The 19,568-nt window shown below is 60.9% G+C and carries 20 protein-coding genes; 2 read left to right on the top strand and 18 right to left on the bottom strand.

Features of this window, described 5'->3' with window-relative positions; translation table 11 throughout:
• The first annotated feature begins 76 nt into the window (after positions 1 to 76).
• Positions 77 to 754: a hypothetical protein gene (locus tag GV827_RS17320; protein WP_164355069.1), complete on the top strand. Its 678-nt coding sequence runs from the start codon at positions 77 to 79 to the stop codon at positions 752 to 754.
• A 4-nt stretch (positions 755 to 758) separates the two neighbouring features.
• On the opposite strand, the gene hemE is transcribed toward GV827_RS17320, so the two are convergent.
• Positions 759 to 1,793 carry a uroporphyrinogen decarboxylase gene (gene hemE / locus GV827_RS17325; RefSeq protein WP_164355070.1) on the bottom strand — a complete coding sequence of 345 codons (1,035 nt, stop codon included), beginning with the start codon at positions 1,791 to 1,793 and terminating at the stop codon, positions 759 to 761.
• 99 nt (positions 1,794 to 1,892) lie between these two features.
• On the opposite strand from hemE, the gene hemC reads away from it, so the two are divergent.
• Positions 1,893 to 2,840, top strand: a complete 948-nt coding sequence (gene hemC, locus GV827_RS17330; protein WP_164355071.1) for a hydroxymethylbilane synthase — start codon at positions 1,893 to 1,895, stop codon at positions 2,838 to 2,840.
• On the opposite strand, the gene GV827_RS17335 is transcribed toward hemC, so the two are convergent.
• The 17 genes from GV827_RS17335 to bchF all read right to left on the bottom strand — a co-directional run bounded on the left by GV827_RS17335 (position 2,837) and on the right by bchF (position 19,484).
• Positions 2,837 to 3,175 carry a type II toxin-antitoxin system RelE/ParE family toxin gene (locus GV827_RS17335; protein WP_164355072.1) on the bottom strand — a complete coding sequence of 113 codons (339 nt, stop codon included), beginning with the start codon at positions 3,173 to 3,175 and terminating at the stop codon, positions 2,837 to 2,839. The genes hemC and GV827_RS17335 overlap by 4 nt on opposite strands.
• Positions 3,168 to 3,446 (bottom strand): type II toxin-antitoxin system ParD family antitoxin, encoded by a 279-nt coding sequence (locus GV827_RS17340; protein WP_164355073.1) that lies wholly within the window; start codon positions 3,444 to 3,446, stop codon positions 3,168 to 3,170. Before GV827_RS17340 ends, GV827_RS17335 begins: the two co-directional genes overlap by 8 nt.
• Before the next feature lie 76 nt (positions 3,447 to 3,522).
• Positions 3,523 to 4,101 carry a GNAT family N-acetyltransferase gene (locus GV827_RS17345; protein ID WP_164355074.1) on the bottom strand — a complete coding sequence of 193 codons (579 nt, stop codon included), beginning with the start codon at positions 4,099 to 4,101 and terminating at the stop codon, positions 3,523 to 3,525.
• Between the two features lie 68 nt (positions 4,102 to 4,169).
• The gene (gene hemA / locus GV827_RS17350; protein WP_164355075.1) at positions 4,170 to 5,384 is read right to left on the bottom strand and encodes a 5-aminolevulinate synthase; all 1,215 of its coding nucleotides are present in this window, start codon (positions 5,382 to 5,384) and stop codon (positions 4,170 to 4,172) included.
• Positions 5,374 to 6,174: a putative photosynthetic complex assembly protein PuhE gene (gene puhE / locus GV827_RS17355; protein WP_328823176.1), complete on the bottom strand. Its 801-nt coding sequence runs from the start codon at positions 6,172 to 6,174 to the stop codon at positions 5,374 to 5,376. Before puhE ends, hemA begins: the two co-directional genes overlap by 11 nt.
• A gap of 10 nt (positions 6,175 to 6,184) precedes the next feature.
• Positions 6,185 to 7,315 (bottom strand): magnesium-protoporphyrin IX monomethyl ester (oxidative) cyclase, encoded by a 1,131-nt coding sequence (gene acsF, locus GV827_RS17360; protein ID WP_164355077.1) that lies wholly within the window; start codon positions 7,313 to 7,315, stop codon positions 6,185 to 6,187.
• On the bottom strand, positions 7,312 to 7,608 hold the full coding sequence (locus tag GV827_RS17365) for a hypothetical protein (RefSeq protein ID WP_164355078.1): 297 nt from the start codon (positions 7,606 to 7,608) through the stop codon (positions 7,312 to 7,314). Before GV827_RS17365 ends, acsF begins: the two co-directional genes overlap by 4 nt.
• A gap of 20 nt (positions 7,609 to 7,628) precedes the next feature.
• Complete coding sequence (puhC, locus tag GV827_RS17370) at positions 7,629 to 8,099, bottom strand: photosynthetic complex assembly protein PuhC (RefSeq protein ID WP_164355079.1); 471 nt, start codon at positions 8,097 to 8,099, stop codon at positions 7,629 to 7,631.
• 5 nt (positions 8,100 to 8,104) lie between these two features.
• Positions 8,105 to 8,740 carry a photosynthetic complex putative assembly protein PuhB gene (gene puhB / locus GV827_RS17375; protein WP_164355080.1) on the bottom strand — a complete coding sequence of 212 codons (636 nt, stop codon included), beginning with the start codon at positions 8,738 to 8,740 and terminating at the stop codon, positions 8,105 to 8,107.
• A 60-nt stretch (positions 8,741 to 8,800) separates the two neighbouring features.
• Positions 8,801 to 9,574, bottom strand: coding sequence for a photosynthetic reaction center subunit H (puhA, locus tag GV827_RS17380; protein WP_164355081.1), 774 nt, complete (start codon positions 9,572 to 9,574; stop codon positions 8,801 to 8,803).
• A 59-nt stretch (positions 9,575 to 9,633) separates the two neighbouring features.
• Positions 9,634 to 11,061 carry a PucC family protein gene (locus GV827_RS17385; RefSeq protein ID WP_164355082.1) on the bottom strand — a complete coding sequence of 476 codons (1,428 nt, stop codon included), beginning with the start codon at positions 11,059 to 11,061 and terminating at the stop codon, positions 9,634 to 9,636.
• Entirely contained in the window at positions 11,058 to 11,726 is a 669-nt protein-coding gene (gene bchM / locus GV827_RS17390; protein WP_164355083.1) for a magnesium protoporphyrin IX methyltransferase, read from the bottom strand. Before bchM ends, GV827_RS17385 begins: the two co-directional genes overlap by 4 nt.
• The gene (gene bchL, locus GV827_RS17395; protein WP_164355084.1) at positions 11,727 to 12,626 is read right to left on the bottom strand and encodes a ferredoxin:protochlorophyllide reductase (ATP-dependent) iron-sulfur ATP-binding protein; all 900 of its coding nucleotides are present in this window, start codon (positions 12,624 to 12,626) and stop codon (positions 11,727 to 11,729) included. It lies immediately after the preceding gene.
• 19 nt (positions 12,627 to 12,645) lie between these two features.
• A complete protein-coding gene (locus GV827_RS17400; protein WP_164355085.1) occupies positions 12,646 to 16,173 on the bottom strand; it encodes a magnesium chelatase subunit H in 3,528 nt (1,175 codons plus the stop codon).
• 4 nt (positions 16,174 to 16,177) lie between these two features.
• Positions 16,178 to 17,707: a ferredoxin:protochlorophyllide reductase (ATP-dependent) subunit B gene (bchB, locus tag GV827_RS17405; RefSeq protein WP_164355086.1), complete on the bottom strand. Its 1,530-nt coding sequence runs from the start codon at positions 17,705 to 17,707 to the stop codon at positions 16,178 to 16,180.
• The gene (locus GV827_RS17410) at positions 17,704 to 18,999 is read right to left on the bottom strand and encodes a ferredoxin:protochlorophyllide reductase (ATP-dependent) subunit N (RefSeq protein WP_164355087.1); all 1,296 of its coding nucleotides are present in this window, start codon (positions 18,997 to 18,999) and stop codon (positions 17,704 to 17,706) included. Before GV827_RS17410 ends, bchB begins: the two co-directional genes overlap by 4 nt.
• On the bottom strand, positions 18,996 to 19,484 hold the full coding sequence (gene bchF / locus GV827_RS17415; RefSeq protein WP_164355088.1) for a 2-vinyl bacteriochlorophyllide hydratase: 489 nt from the start codon (positions 19,482 to 19,484) through the stop codon (positions 18,996 to 18,998). Before bchF ends, GV827_RS17410 begins: the two co-directional genes overlap by 4 nt.
• Between the last annotated feature and the right edge of the window lie 84 nt (positions 19,485 to 19,568).

The raw sequence follows: 19,568 nt of genomic DNA on the forward strand, positions 1-19,568 counted from the left end.
CAACAAACCGGACCCAAAGAGTTCGGACCATGAGGTAAGCAGCGCCGTGTCGCTGCGGCAAGAGGCGGGCAGAGATATGCTCCAAAAAAAGGTGGCGGGGCCGGGGGCTGCCGCACGCAAATACGATTTGATCACGGCGTTAGGGGCGCATGCCCTGTCGTTGGGCAAGCATGATCAACGGCTGGTGCTGCGTCTGATCACCTTGATGACGGCGCGCTACAACTGGGCGCGGGATGAGTTGTCGATCGGTCAGCGCGAGATTGCGCGGCTGTGGTCGTGCAACGAACGCACGGTCAAACGCGATATCGCCAAGCTGCGCGCCATGGGCTGGCTGGTGATCAAGCGGCAGGGGGCGCGGGGGCGTGTAACGACCTATGGGTTTGACACCGGTGCCATGCTGGATGCGACCAAGGGGATCTGGCCAGAGGTTGGTCCGGACTTCGCGCTCAGGCTTGAAGGCGTCCCGGCAGAGACGGTGGTGCCGTTCCCGGTACAAGGGACGGTTGCCGCGCCCGAGATTGACGACGCCACGGAATGGGCGCTGGCGCGGGCGGTGCTTTATGCAGAGGACGCAGGGCGGTTTGGTGCATGGCTTCAGGCGCTGACGCGCACGGGCAGGGCAGGGGGGCGGCTGACCCTCAGGGCGCCAAGCCGATTTCATGCCGCCTATGTCCAGACGCACCTTGAGGGCGTGTTGCTGCGCGCCTGCCAATCTGTCGATGGGGAGGTCAATGCGATTGAGATAACCGACTGACGGATCAGCCGCCGCGCACAGTGTCGATCATCAGCTGCACATTCTCGGGGTCAGCATCCGGCGTGATCCCGTGGCCAAGGTTGAAAATATGTGGTCCCTTGGAGAAGGCTTTGACGATGCGCCGCGTCTCGGACACCAGCGCGTCACCGCCGGTCACCATGTGCGAGGAAGCAAGGTTGCCCTGAACGCAGCCGTCCTTCTGAACATGCTCTGCCGCCCATTCCGCCGTGACACCATCATCCAAAGCAACACAGTCCGCACCGATGGCTGCATGAGCGCCCTCAAACCGTTCGCCTGCGCCACGGGGGAAGGCGATGATCGGTGTATCGGGGTGCATGGCTTTGATTTCGGAGGTGATCCGCTGCATCGGGTTCAGAGAATAATCAACAAAATCAGACCCCTGAAGGGAGCCAGCCCAGGAATCAAAGATCTTTACGACTTCTGCACCCGCTTTGATCTGTTCAGACAGATAGAGCACCGTCGCGTCGGTGATCCGCTCAAGCAATGCCTCGAACACGGCGCGATTTTCGTCTTTCAGCGCGTGCGCTGGCCCCTGGTCCGGGGTGCCACGCCCGGCGACCATATAGGTCGCGACAGTCCAAGGCGCCCCGGCGAAACCGATCAGCGTGGTATCATCCGGCAGACCATTCGACAGGATCTTGACCGTCTCGTAGATGGGGTTCAGCGTGTCGTGGATGGCCTCAACCGGCTTGAGCGCGTCCACCTCGGCCTGTGTTGTGATCGTTGACAGGCGCGGGCCTTCGCCCGTGACAAACCAAAGGTCAGCACCGAGGGCCTGTGGCACCAGCAGAATGTCTGCAAACAGGATCGCGGCATCAAACCCGTATCGGCGGATTGGCTGGAACGTGACCTCTGCCGCCAGTTCGGGGTTGTAGCAGAGCGACAGAAAATCCCCTGCCTGCGCCCGCGTGGCCTTGTACTCTGGCAGGTAGCGACCCGCCTGTCGCATCATCCAGATCGGCGGTGTGGGCAGCGTTTCGCCCGCAAGCGCGCGCAGGATGGTTTTGTCTTTGCTCATGGCAGGTATTTCCCCGGAAAAAGTGTTTTGGGCATCATGCTTTTTCATGTGGATAGATACAAGAGTTGTCAGCCCAAGTTTACAGCGGTACGAAAGGGAATGAGTTTCGAATTACCCACCCCGCTAACACCCCTGAATATTGGCACACGTGGCTCGCCTTTGGCGTTGGCGCAGGCGCATGAAACGCGTGAAAGATTGGCGAAGGCATTCGACCTGCCGTTCGAGGCGTTCACCATCGTCGTGATCAAGACGACAGGAGACAAGATCATCGACCGGCCACTGAAAGAGATCGGCGGCAAGGGTCTGTTCACACGCGAGATTGAGGACGACATGCTGTCGGGCAAGATCGACATCGCGGTGCATTCGATGAAGGATATGCCGACACTTCAGCCCGTAGGCCTCGTGTTAGAGACGTATTTGCCGCGCGAAGACGTGCGCGATGCGTTCATCTCGCCACGTGCGAAGGGGCTGGACGAGCTGGCCGCCGGTACTGTGGTGGGGACGTCAAGCTTGCGCAGGCGCGCGCAGCTGAAATTGCGGCGACCCGATCTGGAAGTGGTGGAGTTTCGCGGCAACCTGCAAACCCGGCTGATGAAGCTGGAGCAGGGGGTGGCAGAGGCCACGTTCCTTGCCATGGCCGGGCTGAACCGTCTGGGAATGGACGAGGTGCCCAAGACCGCGATTGAAGTAGAGACGATGCTGCCTGCGGTGGCGCAGGGTGCCATCGGGATTGAGCGGCGTGTGGATGACATGCGGATGGCCGAGATGCTGGAGGCCATTCACGATAAGCCCACAGGGCAGCGCCTTGCGGCAGAGCGGGCGTTTCTGGAGGCACTGGATGGGTCGTGCGAGACGCCGATTGCCGGGCTGGCCGATCTGGACGGCACAGAGATACACCTGCGCGGCGAAGTGCTGCGCCCGGATGGGTCAGAGGCGATTGATGATGCGCTGCGCTGTCCGGTCGAGGACGGGGCCGAGGCAGGGCGCGAGATGGCGCAGAAGTTGCTGGCGCAGGCAGGCGAGGGGTTCTTTGACTGGCGCAGCTAGTTGGCTTTGAACCGCTCCGAAAGCTTCTCCAACTTGGCTGGCAGATCGCTTCTCTCGTGAAGGAAGTCGATGATCAGATACTCGTCACCGATTTCCGCAAAAACGATGAAATGGGACTCGGCCTTTGCCAGCAGCAATGGCGTGTCAGGGAACTCAGCCGAGAACGAGGCAGGTCTGCGATAGAACACATCGCCCTTCAGCAAGGCGTCGCAGCGACTGAGCAGGGCGGAAAGGTAGACATCAGCCTGACCGGGGCCAAAGTTTTCCATTGTCCATAGGGCGATATCTTCGAGGGTTTGTGCAGCGGTTGGGGTGAACGTAATATATTTACCCAACCTGCTGTTTTCCCTCAAAGCGTTCCTTGGCGCGGGCGAAGGCGCGGCGCATCACTTCCTCGGCCGTCCCTTCAGCGCGTTGACCTGAATGGGCCTCTTTGAGACCTTCCTCCAGGCGTGCACGCAGGGCATCAAGCTCTGCTTCTTCTTGCTCCAACAGCCTCAGACCGGCCCGCAACGCTTCGGAGGCATTCTGGTATCGGCCTGACGCGATCAGGTCATTTACCAATTTGTCCTGGTGATCCGTGAGAACAACATTGCGCGTGGTCATCGGTGTGGCCCCTTTATTCGGTAATGGCAATATATGCCAATCGCGGCCGCCCGCCAAGTGCCGGGTCAACAGCGGGTCAGACCGGCTTGCGCCAGATCGCGATTTCACTGGGTTGCTTTGACAACGTGGGTTCGGGCTTGAGGGGCAGGGGCAGTATCCATTCCTCTTCGGTCCCCGGTGTCATGCGATGGCCGCCGAAACAACGCATCAAGGCCTGCATCCCGCGGTTTTCATGGTGCAGGAGGGCGGTGAACCTTTCGATCCCGCGCGCATGCGCTGCCCGCGCCATCGTGCGCAGTAACAACGACCCAAGCCCCAACCGTTGGTGACTGTCGATGATTGTCAGCGCGAATTCAGCGTCTTTTGCCCCTTCGGAAAGCCGCACAAAGCGGGCGGTCGCCAATGGCAAGTCCGCTTCAACCCCTACAGAGACCGCACCGATGGCGAAATGCTCATCTGTGTTGCTTTCGGTGAACTGGTCCAGCTCTGCTTCGGACAGTTGGCTGTGCGGGGCGAGGAAACGAAAGAAACGGGACTGTTTGGACAGCTTTTCAAAGCCGTCGCGCATCAGGCGGCGGTCGTCCGGGCCAATCTCTCGGATCAGCACGATTTCACCGTTGCGCAGGACCGCGCGGAAAGGAAGTTTTGCTGTCATGACAGAGAACTAACCTTTCCAGCCTCAGCAAGGTTCCGCAATCAGGCACCAATCATGTCCCGGTGACGCTAGGCCACAGCGTGGCTGATCGCACATTGCTTCCACAGATGCGACAGCGCATCGACAAGATAGGCGATGTCCTTGTCTGTATGCAACGGTGAGGGGGTAAAGCGCAGGCGTTCTGTCCCCTTGGGGACGGTAGGATAGTTGATGGGTTGCACGTAGATCCCCCATTCTTCCATCAGATAATCGGCCAGCATGCGCGTCTTGACCGGATCCTTGATCATCACCGGGATGATGTGGCTGTCGTTCATCATATGCGGAATGCCTGCCTGATCCAGCATCTGGCGCAGCTTGGCGACCTGTTGTTTCTGGCGCTCGCGTTCCGTTGAGCTTTCTTTCAGGTGCATGATCGAGGCGCGCGCAGCGGCGGCCACGGCAGGGGGCAGGGCGGTCGTGAAGATGAAGCCGGAGGCAAAGCTGCGGATGAAGTCGCAAAGGGCGGCGGAGCCGGTGATGTAGCCGCCCACGACGCCGAAGGCCTTGCCAAGGGTGCCCTCGATCAGGGTGATGCGATCCGCGAGGCCTTCGCGCTCTGACACACCGCCGCCACGGGGGCCGTACATGCCAACGGCATGGACTTCGTCGAGGTAGGTCATCGCGCCGTATTTCTCGGCCACTTCGACGATCTCGCGCATCGGGCAGATGTCGCCGTCCATCGAATATACACTCTCAAATGCGACGATCTTCGGGGCGTTGGCGGGCAGGGCTGCCAGCTTGGCTTCGAGGTCTTTCACGTCGTTGTGCTGCCAGATTACCTTTTTGGCACGGGAATGGCGGATGCCTTCGATCATGGAAGCATGGTTGCCGCTGTCGGAAAGGATCACGCAGTTCTCAAGGCGGCTGCCCAGACAGGACAAAGCGGCCCAGTTAGAGACATATCCTGAGGTAAAGAGCAGGGCCGCTTCCTTGCCGTGCAGGTCGGCCAGTTCCGCCTCAAGCAGCAAGTGGTCGTGGTTGGTGCCCGAGATGTTGCGCGTGCCGCCGGCACCGGTTCCTGTGCGCTGCACCGCTTCGCACATGGCGTCGATCACCAGCGGGTTCTGTCCCATGCCAAGGTAGTCGTTCGAGCACCAGACGGTCACGTCGCGCTTTTCACCGTCCACGTGGTTGGCCGCGCGCGGGAACTTGCCCGCTTTACGCTCTAACTCAGCGAAATAACGATAGTTGCCCTCTTGCTTGAGTTGGTCGAGCTGGGACTGAAAAAGGGCATCAAAGTTCATGGGTCTGGTCCTTCGTTACTTGTGTCGTCTCGGGCAGCATCCAGCGCCAAAGCTTGGCGTCGGGCAGGGGGACCACCATCAGCCAGTGTTCAAGCGTGGCGAGGGTCGCCAGCGCGGTGAGCAGGGCGAAACCGGCAAGGGCTTCGGGAGAGGGGGCCGAAAACATGCGTTCGGCAAAACAGGCGGCTGTGATCGACAGGAACGTGACACCGATGGGAAAGGCCATGGTGATCGGACCTTGCCGGAAATAGCTTTTGAGGTGCTGTAGGGGCTGCGGCACGAATTCGGTGTTGATGCGCGGCACGCCGAAGAACAGGTTCAGCTTGGCCGAGATGCGCGCAGCGAACAGGATCAGATAGGACCAGAAGGCCACGGTGTTTTCCGCGCCCCGCGTGACGTTGAGGATGATCAACAACGCAAAAAGCAGCAGCAGTTCGTGGTGGCTGACCGTGTGCCATGCACGGATGAAGCGCGGTTTGCCTGTCAGGCCGGCGGGGCAGGGGCGGCGTTCGGGGCCGGTGATGACGCCCGCAAGGAAGGCCAGTTCGATCCAGCCCCAGATCAGCAGGGTGCTGAGGAAAGCGATGTAGACGTTCAGGATTGTCATTTCCGTTGACGAAACGACCAATCCTGCAACGCCGAGAGCCGCCAATGGGATCGACAGGAACACGTTGCGGCCGTGGGCCACCGCGTCGCCTCCGTCGGCGCGCCGCACGACAAGCAGGATCGCCCCGGTGAAAAACCACCAGGCGAAAACGGCTATCAATGCGGCGATCCATGGGGACGTCACGGTGGTTCCTTCAGTAAGCCGGTTCAAGGCGCGGGCTGTCGGGCACCGCGTTTTTCTTGGCCGGGATGGTGTAGAGCGACACGAAAGCATAGGCCGCCTTGGCCATGCCAGCAACGCGTGAAGCTGTGCCGGTGATGCCGCCCTTGGCCTTGCCTGCGGCGACCTGACGGGATGCTGCTTCCATGCGGTCGAGGTTCGGTCGCCAGCGCGGGTGGTCGATGTCGAGCGTTAGCGGGAAGACCTGCTTGGATATTTCGGAGGTTTTGCGGAAGACCTCCTGTCCGTACCACGTGGTATCGACGCCAAGTGCATCGTGGAAGACGGGGCGTTGGTGGTCGCGAACCCACATGGTTGAGTACACAGCGGTGAGGAAGAATTTGATCCAAAGCTTGTTGCCGAAGCTTTCGGTCAATTTAGGGTCTGTTTTCATCAGCAGGGCAAAGGCCTCGCCATGGCTGAACTCGTCGTTGCACCACTCGCGGAACCACTTGAAGATCGGGTGAAAGCGATGCTCTGGATGCTCCTCCAAGTGGCGGAAGATGGTGATGTATCTCGCATAGCCGATCTTTTCCGACAGGTACGTGGCGTAGTAGATGAACTTGGGCCGGAAATATGTGTATTTCTTTTGCTGGGTGAGAAAGCCGAGGTTCACGCGGATCCCTGCCTCGCGCAGGGCGTCGTTGATGAACCCGGCGTGCCGGGCTTCGTCCCGTGCCATCAGTTGGAACAGGGTCGTGATGTCCTCGTTGGCACCACGCCGCTTCATTTCCTTGTAAAGCACGCAGCCGGAGAATTCGGCGGTGCAGGAGGAGATCAGGAAGTCGATGAATTCAGCCTTCAGCTTGGGCTCCATCCCGTCCCAATCGACGGTGTCCCAGTCCTCGTTTTTCTTGAAATGCCCCTTGTTAGGGTCTGCTTTCATCTGCCCGATCAGCACGTCCCATTCATCGCGCACAGGGCTGACGTCAATCGCGTCCATCTCATCGAAGTCAGTTGTGTAGAAGCGCGGGGTCAGCAGGGTGTTCTGCATCGCGACTTCGGTTGCCATTTCCGAGGTCATGGGCTGCGTATCAAGCGCATCCTGAGCGGCCAGTGCCTCTTCGGCTGTGTTGGCGAAGGCGGAGTGTACAGGGGCGTTCATGTTAGCACCTCTTCGGAGAAGGAAAACTCGCAGAGCTCCATGAATTCGAAGTCCCCGGTCATCCGGGTCCAGAGCTGCTCCAGCTTGCTGGCACGGGTGATGGTGGCGGTGCGGTCTTCCTCGACGATCTCGCCGTAGGGGGCCATGATTTCCGGGCCTTGGACCAGCACGCTGTCACCGGGATAGATGACCGCGCCGTTGTTGAATTTCACATGCGCTGAAAGCTCTTCAAAGCGGTGCGATATGGTGACGGTGCAGGGCGCCGTCTCTTTTGATCTTGTTAGCAGTCCCATGGTGTTGTCCCTTTCATGGTTCAGTCCAGCAGCCTGGCGAAAGCTGCAACGTTGTCCGCGCCGTACCCGATCAGTTCGATGGACCAGTCGGTGGCGGGGTCGATGATGGCTGTATGGCCGTTGGCGCGCCGTACCAGGCGCAAGGGGGTATTGGCTGTGACCCCCTCCAGTTTGCGGGTGCGTTTGACGGCGACCCAGATGACGTCGATGAAACCGGCGCGATTTTCCTGCGACATGGCGATTTCCGCGCCTGTCGCGTCCAGCACGCGCACGCCGTCGTTTCGGGTGCCCTCAAGTGTGATGGCGGTTTCCTGCACGATTGCGCTGGCTTGAGGCACGCCGCGCATGGGTTGATCGGTGAGGCGGGCAAAGGCCACGATGGCAAGCGAGGCTGCCATCAAGCCGAACATCGCGAGAACCAGCACACGCGGGACCATTTCGCGGTCGCGCATTTTCATCTGATTGGCTAGGGAAGATGTCTGATGGGCCATGTCTTTTACTCCGCCGCGATTGCGTCTGATTGGGGTGAGATGCGCGTGACTTGTGGCTCTGACACGCGGGTTTCTGCTGCTTCGGCAAAGATCGCGGCGACGCGTGCCGCATCGGGGATCGCGCGGAAGGCTGGTTGTGTCTTGGCAAAGCGCCAGGGGCGCGTGTGGGGCCATGTCATCAAGTAGCTCAGCCGCGTGTCGCCCATCAGATCAAAGGCGATGGTGCCCATGCCGGATTTGCGGACCATCAGTTCGGCATTCCTGATCTGCACGTAAGGCAGGTTCAGCGTCATCGTCAGCGCGGCCCCAATCCGCATGGCCACGCGTTTGTTGGTCAGCGTATAGACCGTGCTACGCGCCTGTACGATGGCCAGGACATAGAGAATGGTTCCAGCAAGTGCCCCGGCGATGAGGAACGGCACACCGTGCCCCATCGCTTCTATCAGGGGCACAGCGGTGGAGGATATCCCCACCCGCCAGATGCACAGGACGACAAAGTATCCCAGCACCCAGTTCAATTTCCACGCGTCTTTCGCCAAACGGAGGCTGTTTGGCCGACCTTGCCAAAGGATGTGTTCCCCTTCGGGGAGCGCTTCGGGCAGGCCGTGGACGGGCTCGAATTTGAAGTCATCGTGGTGCATGGCAGTCATCCCTCATCGTGATACCGGGCCCCTGGCTGAAGGGCCCGGATGCAATGTTGATTAGATTACGGGTTCTTCCCGCCGCGGATCGGCGTACATGGTGCCACCGCCGAAGTAGGCCATGATCTTTTCCTCTTCGAGGAGAGTGATCTCGGCATCGCCCTTGATTGTCGGAATGCCCGAAACGTTGCCTTCATAAAGCGATCGGATCACAACACGGTCCGACTTGATGCGGGCAAAGTTCATGGGGATCATTCGCGTCTGGCCATCGCCTTCGGGGTTCACGTCCATGACAAGGTAGCGGACCAGCTGTTCAGGCACGTCCACCCACATGTCAGTGATGCGGCCCACGACTTCACCGTCGCCTGTCACAACGGGCTTGCCGCGCGGGTCGGTGCCTGCGGAGACTTTGAAGTCCTCCAGCTTGGACATCGGCTGAATCTTGGCGTGGCCGTGTGCGTCAAGCTCTGGCACATCGCGGCGCGGTGCCCATGAGGCCGGACCGACACCGTCCATCATCGGGTTGCCGGTCGGCACATAGGGGCTGCCGGCGGCCTTGGAGGTGCGCTGCAATGCAAGAACCGGGCGGTCAGGGTTCTGGCCCGATGGCACCGTCACTTCACCACGGCCGTGCGGCAGGATGAACGTTTTGTCCTTTGGAACCGGGAAAAGGCCCTGGTTCGGAGAGATGGCGCCATCGTCTGTTTCCAGCGGGTAGCCTTCGCGCATGTTTTCGGTTTGCAGGTAATAGACCAGCCCTGCGAAGAAGATCCAGAAGAGCCATATTGCGGCGCTTGCCAGATCGAAGTTTCCAAAGAATTCCGTGCCAACCATTGTATTAAGCCTCCGTGGTTTGCGTCGTCGCACCAAAGGTGCGCTTCAGTTCGAGTGTTTCATGTTGGGAAATCCGCAAGCCCGATGGGTTGGGCCGTGGTTTCGGTGAGCGGGCGCGCGCGGACCAAAGGCCCAAGCGCGATGAGTGTTGCAAAAAGCAGGCCAATCTCCAGGTGGTAGACGACCGAGTAGCCAGTGGTGGCCGATTGCAGCGCATCGCCTAATGACCCGTTCAGGGCGGCGGCGTTGATCACGTCGCGCAAGGCACCGCCCATGAAGATCGACACGCCTGCGGCAGTGGCCTGTGCAGCCCCCCATGCGCCAAGGGCAAGACCCTTGCCAGCGGTCCCATGGGTATCCAGCGCCATGGCTGAAGTAAGGGTGGAGACTGCGAAGAGCCCGCCGCCGATGCCGATGCCGAAGGCACCTGAGAAGAACAGCACGCTGCTGTTGATCGGGGCGGCAAAGATAACGGCGCAGAAGGCGATGAGGCCCATCAGGATGCCGCGCGCGGCCATGCGGTGGGGGTTGATCGCCTGCTTGAGCCATTTCGCGGCAAGGCCGAAGCCAATAAGCGCACCCAGCGCCCACATCGCGGTTAACAGCGTGGTGGCCGAAACCGAAAGGCCCAGAATCTCGCCGCCGTAAGGTTCCAGCAGCACGTCCTGCATGTTGAAGGCAAGCGTGCCAAGGAAGACGACGATCAGAAGGCGCGTCGCTTCGGTGTCCTTGGTCAGATCGGCCCATGCGTCACGGAACAGCGGGCGCGGGGCCTCGCGCTGTTCGCGGGTCATGGGGGCGACCTTTTCCTGTTTCCAAAGGGCAATGATGTTGAGAAGGAGGGTGACAACAGCGGCGCCCTGTACGACTTGGACAAGACGTAAGGCGCTGAAATCACGAAGTAATGTTCCGATCAAGACGGCAGACAGGCCCATGCCAATCAGGAACATCACGTAAAGCAGCGCCACGACCTGGGGCCGGGTTTCGTCTGTTGCGCGGTCGGCGGCCAGTGCCAGACCGGCGGTCTGGGTCATGTGCATGCCAAGGCCAGTGAGCAGGAAGGCAAGTGCTGCGCCAACCTCGCCTGCCCATTCGGGGCCAGCGACCTGATCACCCGACAGGACCAGCAGGCCCATGGGCATGATGGCAAGGCCCCCGAACTGCCAAAGGGAGCCGAACCAGAGATAGGGGATACGCTTCCACCCGATGGCGGAACGGTGCGTGTCAGAGCGGAAGCCCAGCAGCGCGCGGAAGGGGGCGACGAGAACTGGAATGGCGATCATGATCGCAACGATCCACGCCATGACGCCCAGTTCCACGATCATCACGCGGTTGAGGGTGCCCAAGAGCATCACCGAGGCCATGCCGACGCTGATCTGGAAGAGAGAGAGGCGCAAAAGCTGTGCCAGAGGCAGCTGGTCCGACACCGCGTCCGAGAAGGGGAGCATCCGAAGGCTTGCGTTTTTGACGACACTGCGCGGGATCATGGGCGATACTCCAACGCGTTGGAGATGTAGAAGCCCGACGTCACACGTTCGACATCGCGCAACCGGCCTTTACCAAGCGCGTTGGCAAGGCGTGCGGGGCTGTGGGGCACCATCGTGGGCGAGCGGTCGGACCGTGGAAACAGCTTGCCCATGCGCCACATCGCCATCAGCAGGGGGGTGCGGGGCGCGACGGTGAAAACCATGTTTTCGCGCAGACGCGGCGCCAGCCCTTCGAGGATTTGTGCAATGTCGGTCGCTGTATAATAGATCATGCTGTCCATCGCGACGATGTGGTCGAATTGGCCCAACTTGGGGTTCAGCATGTCACCGGCGCGGAAAGTGAGCCGGTGATGCAGATCGTTCGGTGTCCGTTTGCGCGCGATGTCTACAAGTTGGGGAGAGATATCGACGCCGACCACATCAGCACCCCGTGCGGCAAGTTCAAAGGCCAGCGCGCCGGTGCCGCATCCGGCATCCAGTATCCGCTTGCCCGCAAGATTTTTGGGAAGCTGGGCGAGGATCAGATCGCGCATCTGGTCGCGTCCCGCCCGCACGGTCGCGCGAATGCCGGAAACGGGCGCGTCCGATGTCAGACGCTCCCATGTCCGGGTCGCGGTGCGGTCGAAATAGGTCTCGACCCGGTTTCTTGTGGCCTCATAGGTCAATTAATCGAACCCCAGCAGTTCAAAGATGTCGCGGTCGGGTAGGGGGGCAGGGGCCAGAGGTTCGGTCCCGTTCCACAGTGTTTCGGCAAGCCGGATGTATTCCTTGCGCACCTCGACGACTTCCTGATCGTCGGGCATCTCGAACAGCGTCTTTTTCTTCAGACGGCTGCGGCGGATGGCGTCCAGATCGGGCATGTGTGCGATGCGGTTGAAGCCCACCGTCTTGCAATAGCGGTCGACCTCATCCGTGTCCTTGGACCGGTTGGCGACACAGCCCGCCAGACGGACCTTGTAGTTGGCCGATTTCGCCTGAACCGCCGCGATGATCCGGTTCATCGCATAGATGCTGTCGAAATCGTTGGCTGTCACGATCAGCGCCCGGTCGGCGTGTTGCAAAGGTGCGGCAAAACCACCGCAGACCACGTCGCCCAGCACGTCAAAGATAACGACGTCGGTATCTTCGAGCAGGTGGTGTTGCTTGAGCAGTTTCACCGTCTGGCCCACGACATAACCACCGCAGCCCGTACCCGCAGGTGGGCCGCCCGCTTCGACGCATTTCACGCCATTGAAGCCTTCGAAAACGAAATCCTCGGCGCGCAACTCCTCTGGGTGGAAATCCACCTCTTTGAGAATGTCGATGACTGTTGGGACCAGCGAGCCGGTAAGGGTGAACGTGCTGTCATGCTTGGGGTCGCAGCCGATCTGCAGCACCCGTTTGCCCAGCATCGAAAACGCCGCCGACAGGTTCGACGAGGTCGTCGATTTGCCGATCCCGCCTTTGCCGTAAACAGAGAATACCTTGGCACCCTCAATCTTGGCGCTGTCGTCCTGATGCACCTGAACGGAGCCTTCGCCGTCCTGTCCCCGGAGGCTGGGGATTCCCTTGTCGAGTGGGCTCATGTTGTTGTCCTTTCAGGGGTCATTCGGCTGCAATGCCCTCTAATTGATCTTCGATTGCGTCCGCTGCCGATTGCAGCGCCGCCAGTGTCGCGTCGTCAGGTTGCCAGTAGTCGCGGTCCGAGGCTTCGAGTAGGCGGTTGGCCATGCGCATCGACGCCTGTGGGTTCAGATCAGCAAGGCGCTGGCGCATTTCGTCGTCCAGCACGAAGGTCTCGGAGAGTTCCTGATAGACCCATGGTTCGACCTTGCCCGTGGTGGCGGACCAGCCGACGGTATTGGTGATATGCGCCTCGATCTGGCGTACGCCTTCGTGACCGTGCTTTAGCAGAGGTTCGTAGAATTTCGGGTTCAGGCTGCGCGCGCGCGTCTCAAGTGCGACCTGATCCTGCAGCGTGCGCACGGTGGCGGCCCCCCGCGTCTGGTCACCGATGTAGACGGGTGTTGTATCGTTGCCCTTGGCGCGTTTCACGGCACTGGCGATGCCGCCCAGCGTGTCGAAATAGTGGTCAACTGTGGTGACACCCAGTTCAACGGATTCGAGGTTCTGATAGGCCAGATCGACGTTCTTCAGCGTGTCTTGCAGCAGCGCGGATTGCTGGCTGGCCTCACCATCAGTGCCGTAGGCGAAAGATTTACGCGCTTCGTACGCATCGGCAAGATCCGCGTCATCGTCGAAAGCGGAGCTGTCCACGAGTTGGTTGACGTTGGAGCCATAGGCGCCTTCGGCGTTGGAAAAGACGCGGAGCGCGGCGGTTTTCAGGTCACAATCATTGGTGGCCATGAAGGCGTGCGCATGCTGGCGGATGGGGTTGAGGGCATCAGGCTCGTCTGCGGCGGCGCATTGGTAGGCGGCGTCGGCCAGCAGCTTGGTCTGCAAGGGCAGCAGGTCGCGGAAGATGCCAGACAGCGTCATCACCACGTCGACACGGGCGCGGCCCAGCGTTTCGAGGGGGATGAGGTCCGCGCCGCAGAGCCGACCATGCGTGTCGAAGCGGGGGGTTGCACCCATGAGGGCAAGGGCCTGCGCGATGGGGCCGCCGGATGATTTGATGTTGTCGCTGCCCCAAAGGACAAGGGCGACGGTGCGGGGCAGGGTTTTGTGCGTGTCGATCAGCGCCTGCGCCTGCGCGGCACCGTCCTGCATGGCAAAGGCGGTGGGCATGCGGAAGGGATCGAAAGCGTGGATGTTGCGGCCCGTGGGCAGGATCTCGGGCGCGCGGATCACGTCGCCACCGGGGACGGGCGCGATGAATTGAGCGTTCAGCGCGCGCATGAGGGCGGGTAGCTCGTGGTCTTGTCTGAGGGTTTCGAGGGTTGCCGCGCGGTCTTCTTCGCTGCCAAAGCTCATCAGGTTGGTCAGGTTTGTGCGCTGGTCATCCGTCAGAGGCTTGCCGACAATGTGCAGGCCGTCAGGGATCAGCGCGTCTTCGGTTTCCAGCAGCTGTAGCCAGAGCGTGTCGGGGTCAGCGCCCTGAAGGTTCACAGTCTCAGCTTGGGCGGTAATCAGGCCAACCAAATCGCTGCGGGCCGGATCATCCATTGGCAACGCGCGCCAGCGGGTCAGCGTGTCCTTGAGATCGGCAAGCCCGCGATAGAGACCGGCGGCTTGCAGCGGCGGTGTCAGATGCGTGATCGTCACGGCGTTGCTGCGGCGCTTGGCCAGCGTCGCCTCGGACGGGTTGTTGGCGGCATAAAGGTAGACGTTGGGCAGGTTGCCCATCAGCCGCTCGGGCCAGTCAGAACCGCCAAGGCCGTTCTGCTTGCCTGGCATGAACTCCAGCGCGCCGTGCATACCGAAGTGCAGCACTGCGTCAGCCCCGAAATCGTGTTTCAGGTATTGGTAGAAGGCGCTGAAGGCGTGTGTCGGGGCAAAGCCACGCTCGAAGAGCAGGCGCATCGGGTCACCTTCGTAGCCGAAACCCGGCTGGACACCGACGAACACCTTGCCGAACTGCGCGCCAAGGATGAAAACCTCGCGCCCGTTCGATTGCACCTTGCCGGGGGCGGGGCCCCATGTGGCCTCGATCTCGTCCAACCATGGCGTGCGGGCGACGATCTGGTCTGCGGACACAGTGGCCGCGATGTTGGCCTCTTGTCCGTAGGTCTTGGCGTTGCCGTCAAGAACCTGTTGGCGCAGCACATCGACGCTGGCTGGAGGTTCAACCTCGTAACCTTCGGCTTTGAGCCGGTTCAACGTATTGAAAAGGCTTTCGAAAACCGAAAGATAGGCGGCAGTTCCGACCGCGCCTGCATTTGGCGGGAAGCCAAAGAGAACGATAGCGAGGTTTTTCTCTGCATTCGATTTCCGGCGCAGGGTGGCAAGGTGGTGCGCCTTTTCGGCCAGCGCGTCGATACGTTCAAGGCAGGGGGCCATCGCTTTGACATCACCCCGTGCAGGGCAGGCGTGCGCACAACCGTTGCAACCGTCATGGCCGTGCCGCCCGGCAAAAACTGTCGGGTTCGTGGCACCGTCGATTTCGGGCAGGGCGATCAGCATGGTTGCTTCGACGGGGCTGAGCCCCTGTTCGCCCTGCGCCCATTGTTGCAGCGTCTGGAATTCCAGCGGTTGCGCGGCGAGATATGGAACGTCAAGCGTACTAAGCGCTTCGACGGCGGCGTCGCTGTCGTTGTAGGCCGGGCCGCCGACGAGGGAAAAGCCAGTGAGCGAAACCAACGCGTCCACATCGCCAAAATAGGCGTCCATCGCGGGGCGACCGTCAAGCCCACCAGCGAAGGCGGGGATGACGTTAAGGCCGCGTGCCTCGAACGTGCGAATGACGTGGGCGTAGTGGGCCGTGTCGCCAGCAAGGATGTAGCTGCGCAGCATGAGAAGACCGATGGTGGGACCGTCGCCGCGATGGGGCAGGTCCGCGATATCGGTTATGATGTGATGATCCGGCAGATCGGGGTGGTAGAGGCCGACATCGGGGTAGTCGATGGGCAGCGCCGCCTGTGTGCCGCGCCAGTCGGGGCGCGAGGTGTAGCGTGAGATCAAGAAGCGCACGAGGCTTTCAATGTTGTCGTCCGACCCGCCCAGCCAGTATTGCATCGCCAAAAACCATGCGCGCAGGTCCTGTGATTTTCCGGGGATCAGGCGCAGGATTTTGGGCAGGCGGCGCAGCATCTTGGTCATGTCGCGGGCGGATGAACCGGATTTGCTGGCGGGTTTGAGTTTTTTGAGCAAACCCATCAAGCCGGAGGCAGGCCGCGACATGTCCAGATCACCCATGCGGGTCAGTTGCACGATTTCCTGATCGGCAATGATGCCGACTATGGCGTCGCAGTGGTCGCGGCGGGCTTTGAGGTCCGGGAGGATGGCTTGGATGTGGTCTTCGAGGAAGATCACGGAAGAGACGATGATATCCGCGCGGGCGATATCGGCCTTGGCAGCTGCAAGGGCTGCGGGATCCTTGTCCCATTCGGCGGCCGCGTGGATGATCAGGCGCAGGCCGTCAAAGTCCTGCGCCAGACGCGGGGCCACACGCGCGGCAGGGCCCGCCGCGTGGCGGTCCAACGTCAGAAGGACGACGTTGTAGGGCTTATGCATCACGTCATCGCGCAAAGTGTGCTTTCGCCTCATAAAGGGTGTCGAGGCTGATTTCGTGCAGGCCTTTTTCAGCCGCGAAGGTTTCGGTGTTGCGCCGGGCTTTGCCGCGCACGAAGAAGGGGATTTTCTTGAGTTCGCGTTCGGCAGTGTCGAGCCAGATGACCTCGCCAGTTCGGGCTGCGGGGGCAGGGGCCTCTTCGCGCGGCTCAACGGCAGGCTTGGGAGCATGTCCGCCATGATGGCTGGGCCCTGCGGCATCGTTGAATTCAAAATCCTCGCGGAACATGTGCAGAAGGTGCTCCTCCAGCCCCATGACCAGCGGGTGAATCCATGTGTCGAAAATTACGTTCGCGCCCTCGAACCCCATCTGCGGGGAATAACGGGCCGGGAAATCCTGCACGTGGACAGGCGCAGAGATCACGGCGCAGGGGATGCCCAGACGCTTGCCGATGTGGCGTTCCATCTGGGTGCCGAGGATCATTTCGGGTTGCAGCGCCTCGATGGCGCGTTCGACTTCGAGGTAATCGTCAGTGATCAGTGGCTCGACGACAAACTCTTTTGCCAGCGCACGGACGGGGCGGGCGAATTCGCGGTTGTAGCAGCCAAGGCCTGCAACCTCGAAACCCATTTCATCGCGGGCGATGCGGGCAGCGGTTTGCACGTGGGTGCCGTCACCGAAGATGAAGACGCGCTTGCCGGTGAGGTAGGTGGAATCGACAGAGCGGGACCACCATGTCTGGCGCAGGCCACGGTCGTCAATCTGGGCGGTAGAGCCGGAGAGCGCGCGGATTTCTTCGATGAAATCGAGGGTGGCACCGGTACCGATGGGGATGGTCTTGGTGAAAGGCTGATCGAACGTCCGCTCGCAATAGCGTGCGGCCTGTTCACCCGTTTCGGGGTAGAGCAGAACGTTGAAATGGGCCTGACCCATCCTGGCGATATCTGATGGGGTTGCGCCCATGGGCGCAGTCACGTTGACCTCGATCCCCAGCTCATAAAGGAGGTTGGTGATTTCCTGCACGTCGTCGCGGTGGCGGAAACCCAAGGCGGTTGGGCCGATGATGTTGCAAGACACGCGCGCGGTCTTGTCCATCGGTTTCGCAAGGTGGCGGACGATCTGAAAGAATGTCTCATCCGCGCCGAAGTTTTCCTTGCGCTGGTAGCTGGGCAATTCCAGCGGGATCACCGGGACGGGCAGGCCCATGGTTTCGGCCAGACCGCCGGGATCGTCTTGAATGAGTTCCGCCGTGCAGGAGGCCCCGACGATGATCGCCTCGGGCTTGAACCGGTCATAGGCCTCCTGGCAGGCTTTCTTGAACAGGCCCGCAGTATCGCTGCCCAGATCGCGTGCCTGAAAGGTCGTGTAGGTCACCGGTGGGCGGTGGTCGCGGCGTTCGATCATCGTGAAAAGCAAATCGGCATAGGTGTCGCCTTGCGGCGCGTGCAACACGTAGTGCAGACCCTTCATCCCCGTGGCAACGCGCATCGCGCCAACGTGGGGTGGGCCTTCGTATGTCCAGACGGTAAGTTTCATTCCGCAGCAACCTCCGCACTGGTTGAGAGGATCGATTTGCGGCGCAAGGGGCGTGCAAAGAGTGCGGCAAGGTCGCCGGCCTGTTCGTAGAAATGGACGGGCGTGAAGACCAGTTCGATGGCCCACTTGGTCGAGAGGCCTTCAGCCTCAAGCGGGTTGGCGAGGCCAAGACCGCAAACGGTGAGGTCAGGCCGGGCGGCGCGGCACCGGTCGAGTTGCAGATCGACATCCTGTCCTTCGGAGATTTGTGGGCCTTGCGGCAGCAGATCAAGGTCCGGACCATGGATGCCGTCATGGATGTAGGGCATGCCGACTTCCAGCGCGCTCATCCCGCATTCGCGGGTCAGGAAACGGGCGAGGGGCACCTCAAGCTGGCTGTCGGGAAAAAAGAAGATCGACTTGTCGCGCAGCGGTTCGGAGGCCTGCGCGATGGCGGCGCGGGCGCGGCGGCGGGGGGCATCGGTCACTTGGGCGAATGTTTCGTCTGACGTCCCGAATTCGGCGGCAATGGCCGCAAGCCAAGCGGTTGTACCTTCATCGCCAAAAGGGAAGGGGGCAGCGAGGTGTCGTGCGCCGCGGCGTTCAAGGGCTGCGTGGGTTTCGCCAAGGAAAGGTTGGCTCAGGGCAAAGACAGTATTTTCACCGATCCCCATTTCGGCATCAATGGAACGGGCGGGCAGCACCCGGACGGGACCGACGCCCAGATCTTCCAGAAGGCTGAGCATCTGGTCTTCGACCACGTCGGGAAGTGCGCCAACAACAAGTAATTCACGCGCATCGCTTGCGGGCAGCACGGGCACCATCGCCGCAAGGCAGGCGTCCTCGCCCTGGGTGAACGTGGTTTCGATCCCCGAGCCGGAATATTCGAGCACGCGAACTTTGGGGGCGAATTGCTGGGTCAGCCGTTCGGCGGCGCGGCTGAGGTCAAGCTTGATCACTTCTGACGGGCAGGAGCCGACAAGGAAAAGCTGGCGGATATCGGGGCGGCGGGTAAGAAGCTCGTTCACCGTGCGGTCAAGTTCGGCATGGGCGTCGTTCAGCCCGGCGAGGTCCGATTCTTCGAGAATCGCTGTCCCGAATCGTGGCTCGGCAAAGATCATCACGCCCGCAGCACTTTGCAGAAGATGCGCGCAGGTACGGCTGCCGACGACCAGAAAGAACGCGTCCTGAATTTTTCGGTGCAGCCAGATGATGCCGGTCAGGCCGCAAAAAACTTCGCGCTGTCCGCGTTGTTTCAGGACCGGGGCAGACCGACATCCAAGCGCCGGAGGAGGGGCGAATTGATCGGTCATGCCATGGCCTCCGCCTGCAGCCGTGCAGCGCGAAGTTTCCAGACAAACTGGCCTGCGTTGATAACGTAGGCGGCATAGGCCGCCAGCGCGATCACCATCAACGTCATCGGGGGCAGACCTGCCCAAAATAATCCATAGATATAAACAGTATGGAGCGCGATGACCGCGAAACTAAAAACGTCTTCCCAGAAGAATGCAGGGGCAAACAGCCACTGGCCGAAAACGACCTTTTCCCAGATCGCCCCAGTCACCATGATGAGGTAGAGAAAGCCGGTTTTGACCACGATCGACCAGCTCGCGAGAGCGTATCCCTCGCCTGTTGTCAGGTAGCGAAATACGAGGCCAAGCGAGATCAGAAAGACAAGAAACTGCACAGGTGCCAGCACGCCTTGAACCAGCGTCCAGGGGGTCGCGTCGCGCCGCTGTTTCTGGGCGGGCGTATAGAGCGGTCTGCGGTTTGCAGTATCGCTGCGTTTGCCTGTCATGGTTCCCCCTTGGCAAAAGTATCAGTTAAAATCTGGCAGGAAGTGGGGAATGTGTCAACTTTCATTTACATGTAGTGAATCGCA

This window comes from Sulfitobacter sediminilitoris, from assembly GCF_010667575.1.
GTDB lineage: Bacteria > Pseudomonadota > Alphaproteobacteria > Rhodobacterales > Rhodobacteraceae > Sulfitobacter > Sulfitobacter sediminilitoris.

Bases quoted from the DNA above. Each gene is read 5' to 3' on its own strand.
- GV827_RS17320 (WP_164355069.1), top strand. From the start codon at position 77: ATGCTCCAAAAAAAGGTGGCGGGGCCGGGGGCTGCCGCACGCAAATAC.
- hemE (WP_164355070.1), bottom strand. From the start codon at position 1,793: ATGAGCAAAGACAAAACCATCCTGCGCGCGCTTGCGGGCGAAACGCTG.
- hemC (WP_164355071.1), top strand. From the start codon at position 1,893: ATGAGTTTCGAATTACCCACCCCGCTAACACCCCTGAATATTGGCACA.
- GV827_RS17340 (WP_164355073.1), bottom strand. From the start codon at position 3,446: ATGACCACGCGCAATGTTGTTCTCACGGATCACCAGGACAAATTGGTA.
- GV827_RS17345 (WP_164355074.1), bottom strand. From the start codon at position 4,101: ATGACAGCAAAACTTCCTTTCCGCGCGGTCCTGCGCAACGGTGAAATC.
- hemA (WP_164355075.1), bottom strand. From the start codon at position 5,384: ATGAACTTTGATGCCCTTTTTCAGTCCCAGCTCGACCAACTCAAGCAA.
- acsF (WP_164355077.1), bottom strand. From the start codon at position 7,315: ATGAACGCCCCTGTACACTCCGCCTTCGCCAACACAGCCGAAGAGGCA.
- GV827_RS17365 (WP_164355078.1), bottom strand. From the start codon at position 7,608: ATGGGACTGCTAACAAGATCAAAAGAGACGGCGCCCTGCACCGTCACC.
- puhC (WP_164355079.1), bottom strand. From the start codon at position 8,099: ATGGCCCATCAGACATCTTCCCTAGCCAATCAGATGAAAATGCGCGAC.
- puhB (WP_164355080.1), bottom strand. From the start codon at position 8,740: ATGCACCACGATGACTTCAAATTCGAGCCCGTCCACGGCCTGCCCGAA.
- puhA (WP_164355081.1), bottom strand. From the start codon at position 9,574: ATGGTTGGCACGGAATTCTTTGGAAACTTCGATCTGGCAAGCGCCGCA.
- GV827_RS17385 (WP_164355082.1), bottom strand. From the start codon at position 11,061: ATGATCCCGCGCAGTGTCGTCAAAAACGCAAGCCTTCGGATGCTCCCC.
- bchL (WP_164355084.1), bottom strand. From the start codon at position 12,626: ATGAGCCCACTCGACAAGGGAATCCCCAGCCTCCGGGGACAGGACGGC.
- GV827_RS17400 (WP_164355085.1), bottom strand. From the start codon at position 16,173: ATGCATAAGCCCTACAACGTCGTCCTTCTGACGTTGGACCGCCACGCG.
- bchB (WP_164355086.1), bottom strand. From the start codon at position 17,707: ATGAAACTTACCGTCTGGACATACGAAGGCCCACCCCACGTTGGCGCG.
- GV827_RS17410 (WP_164355087.1), bottom strand. From the start codon at position 18,999: ATGACCGATCAATTCGCCCCTCCTCCGGCGCTTGGATGTCGGTCTGCC.
- bchF (WP_164355088.1), bottom strand. From the start codon at position 19,484: ATGACAGGCAAACGCAGCGATACTGCAAACCGCAGACCGCTCTATACG.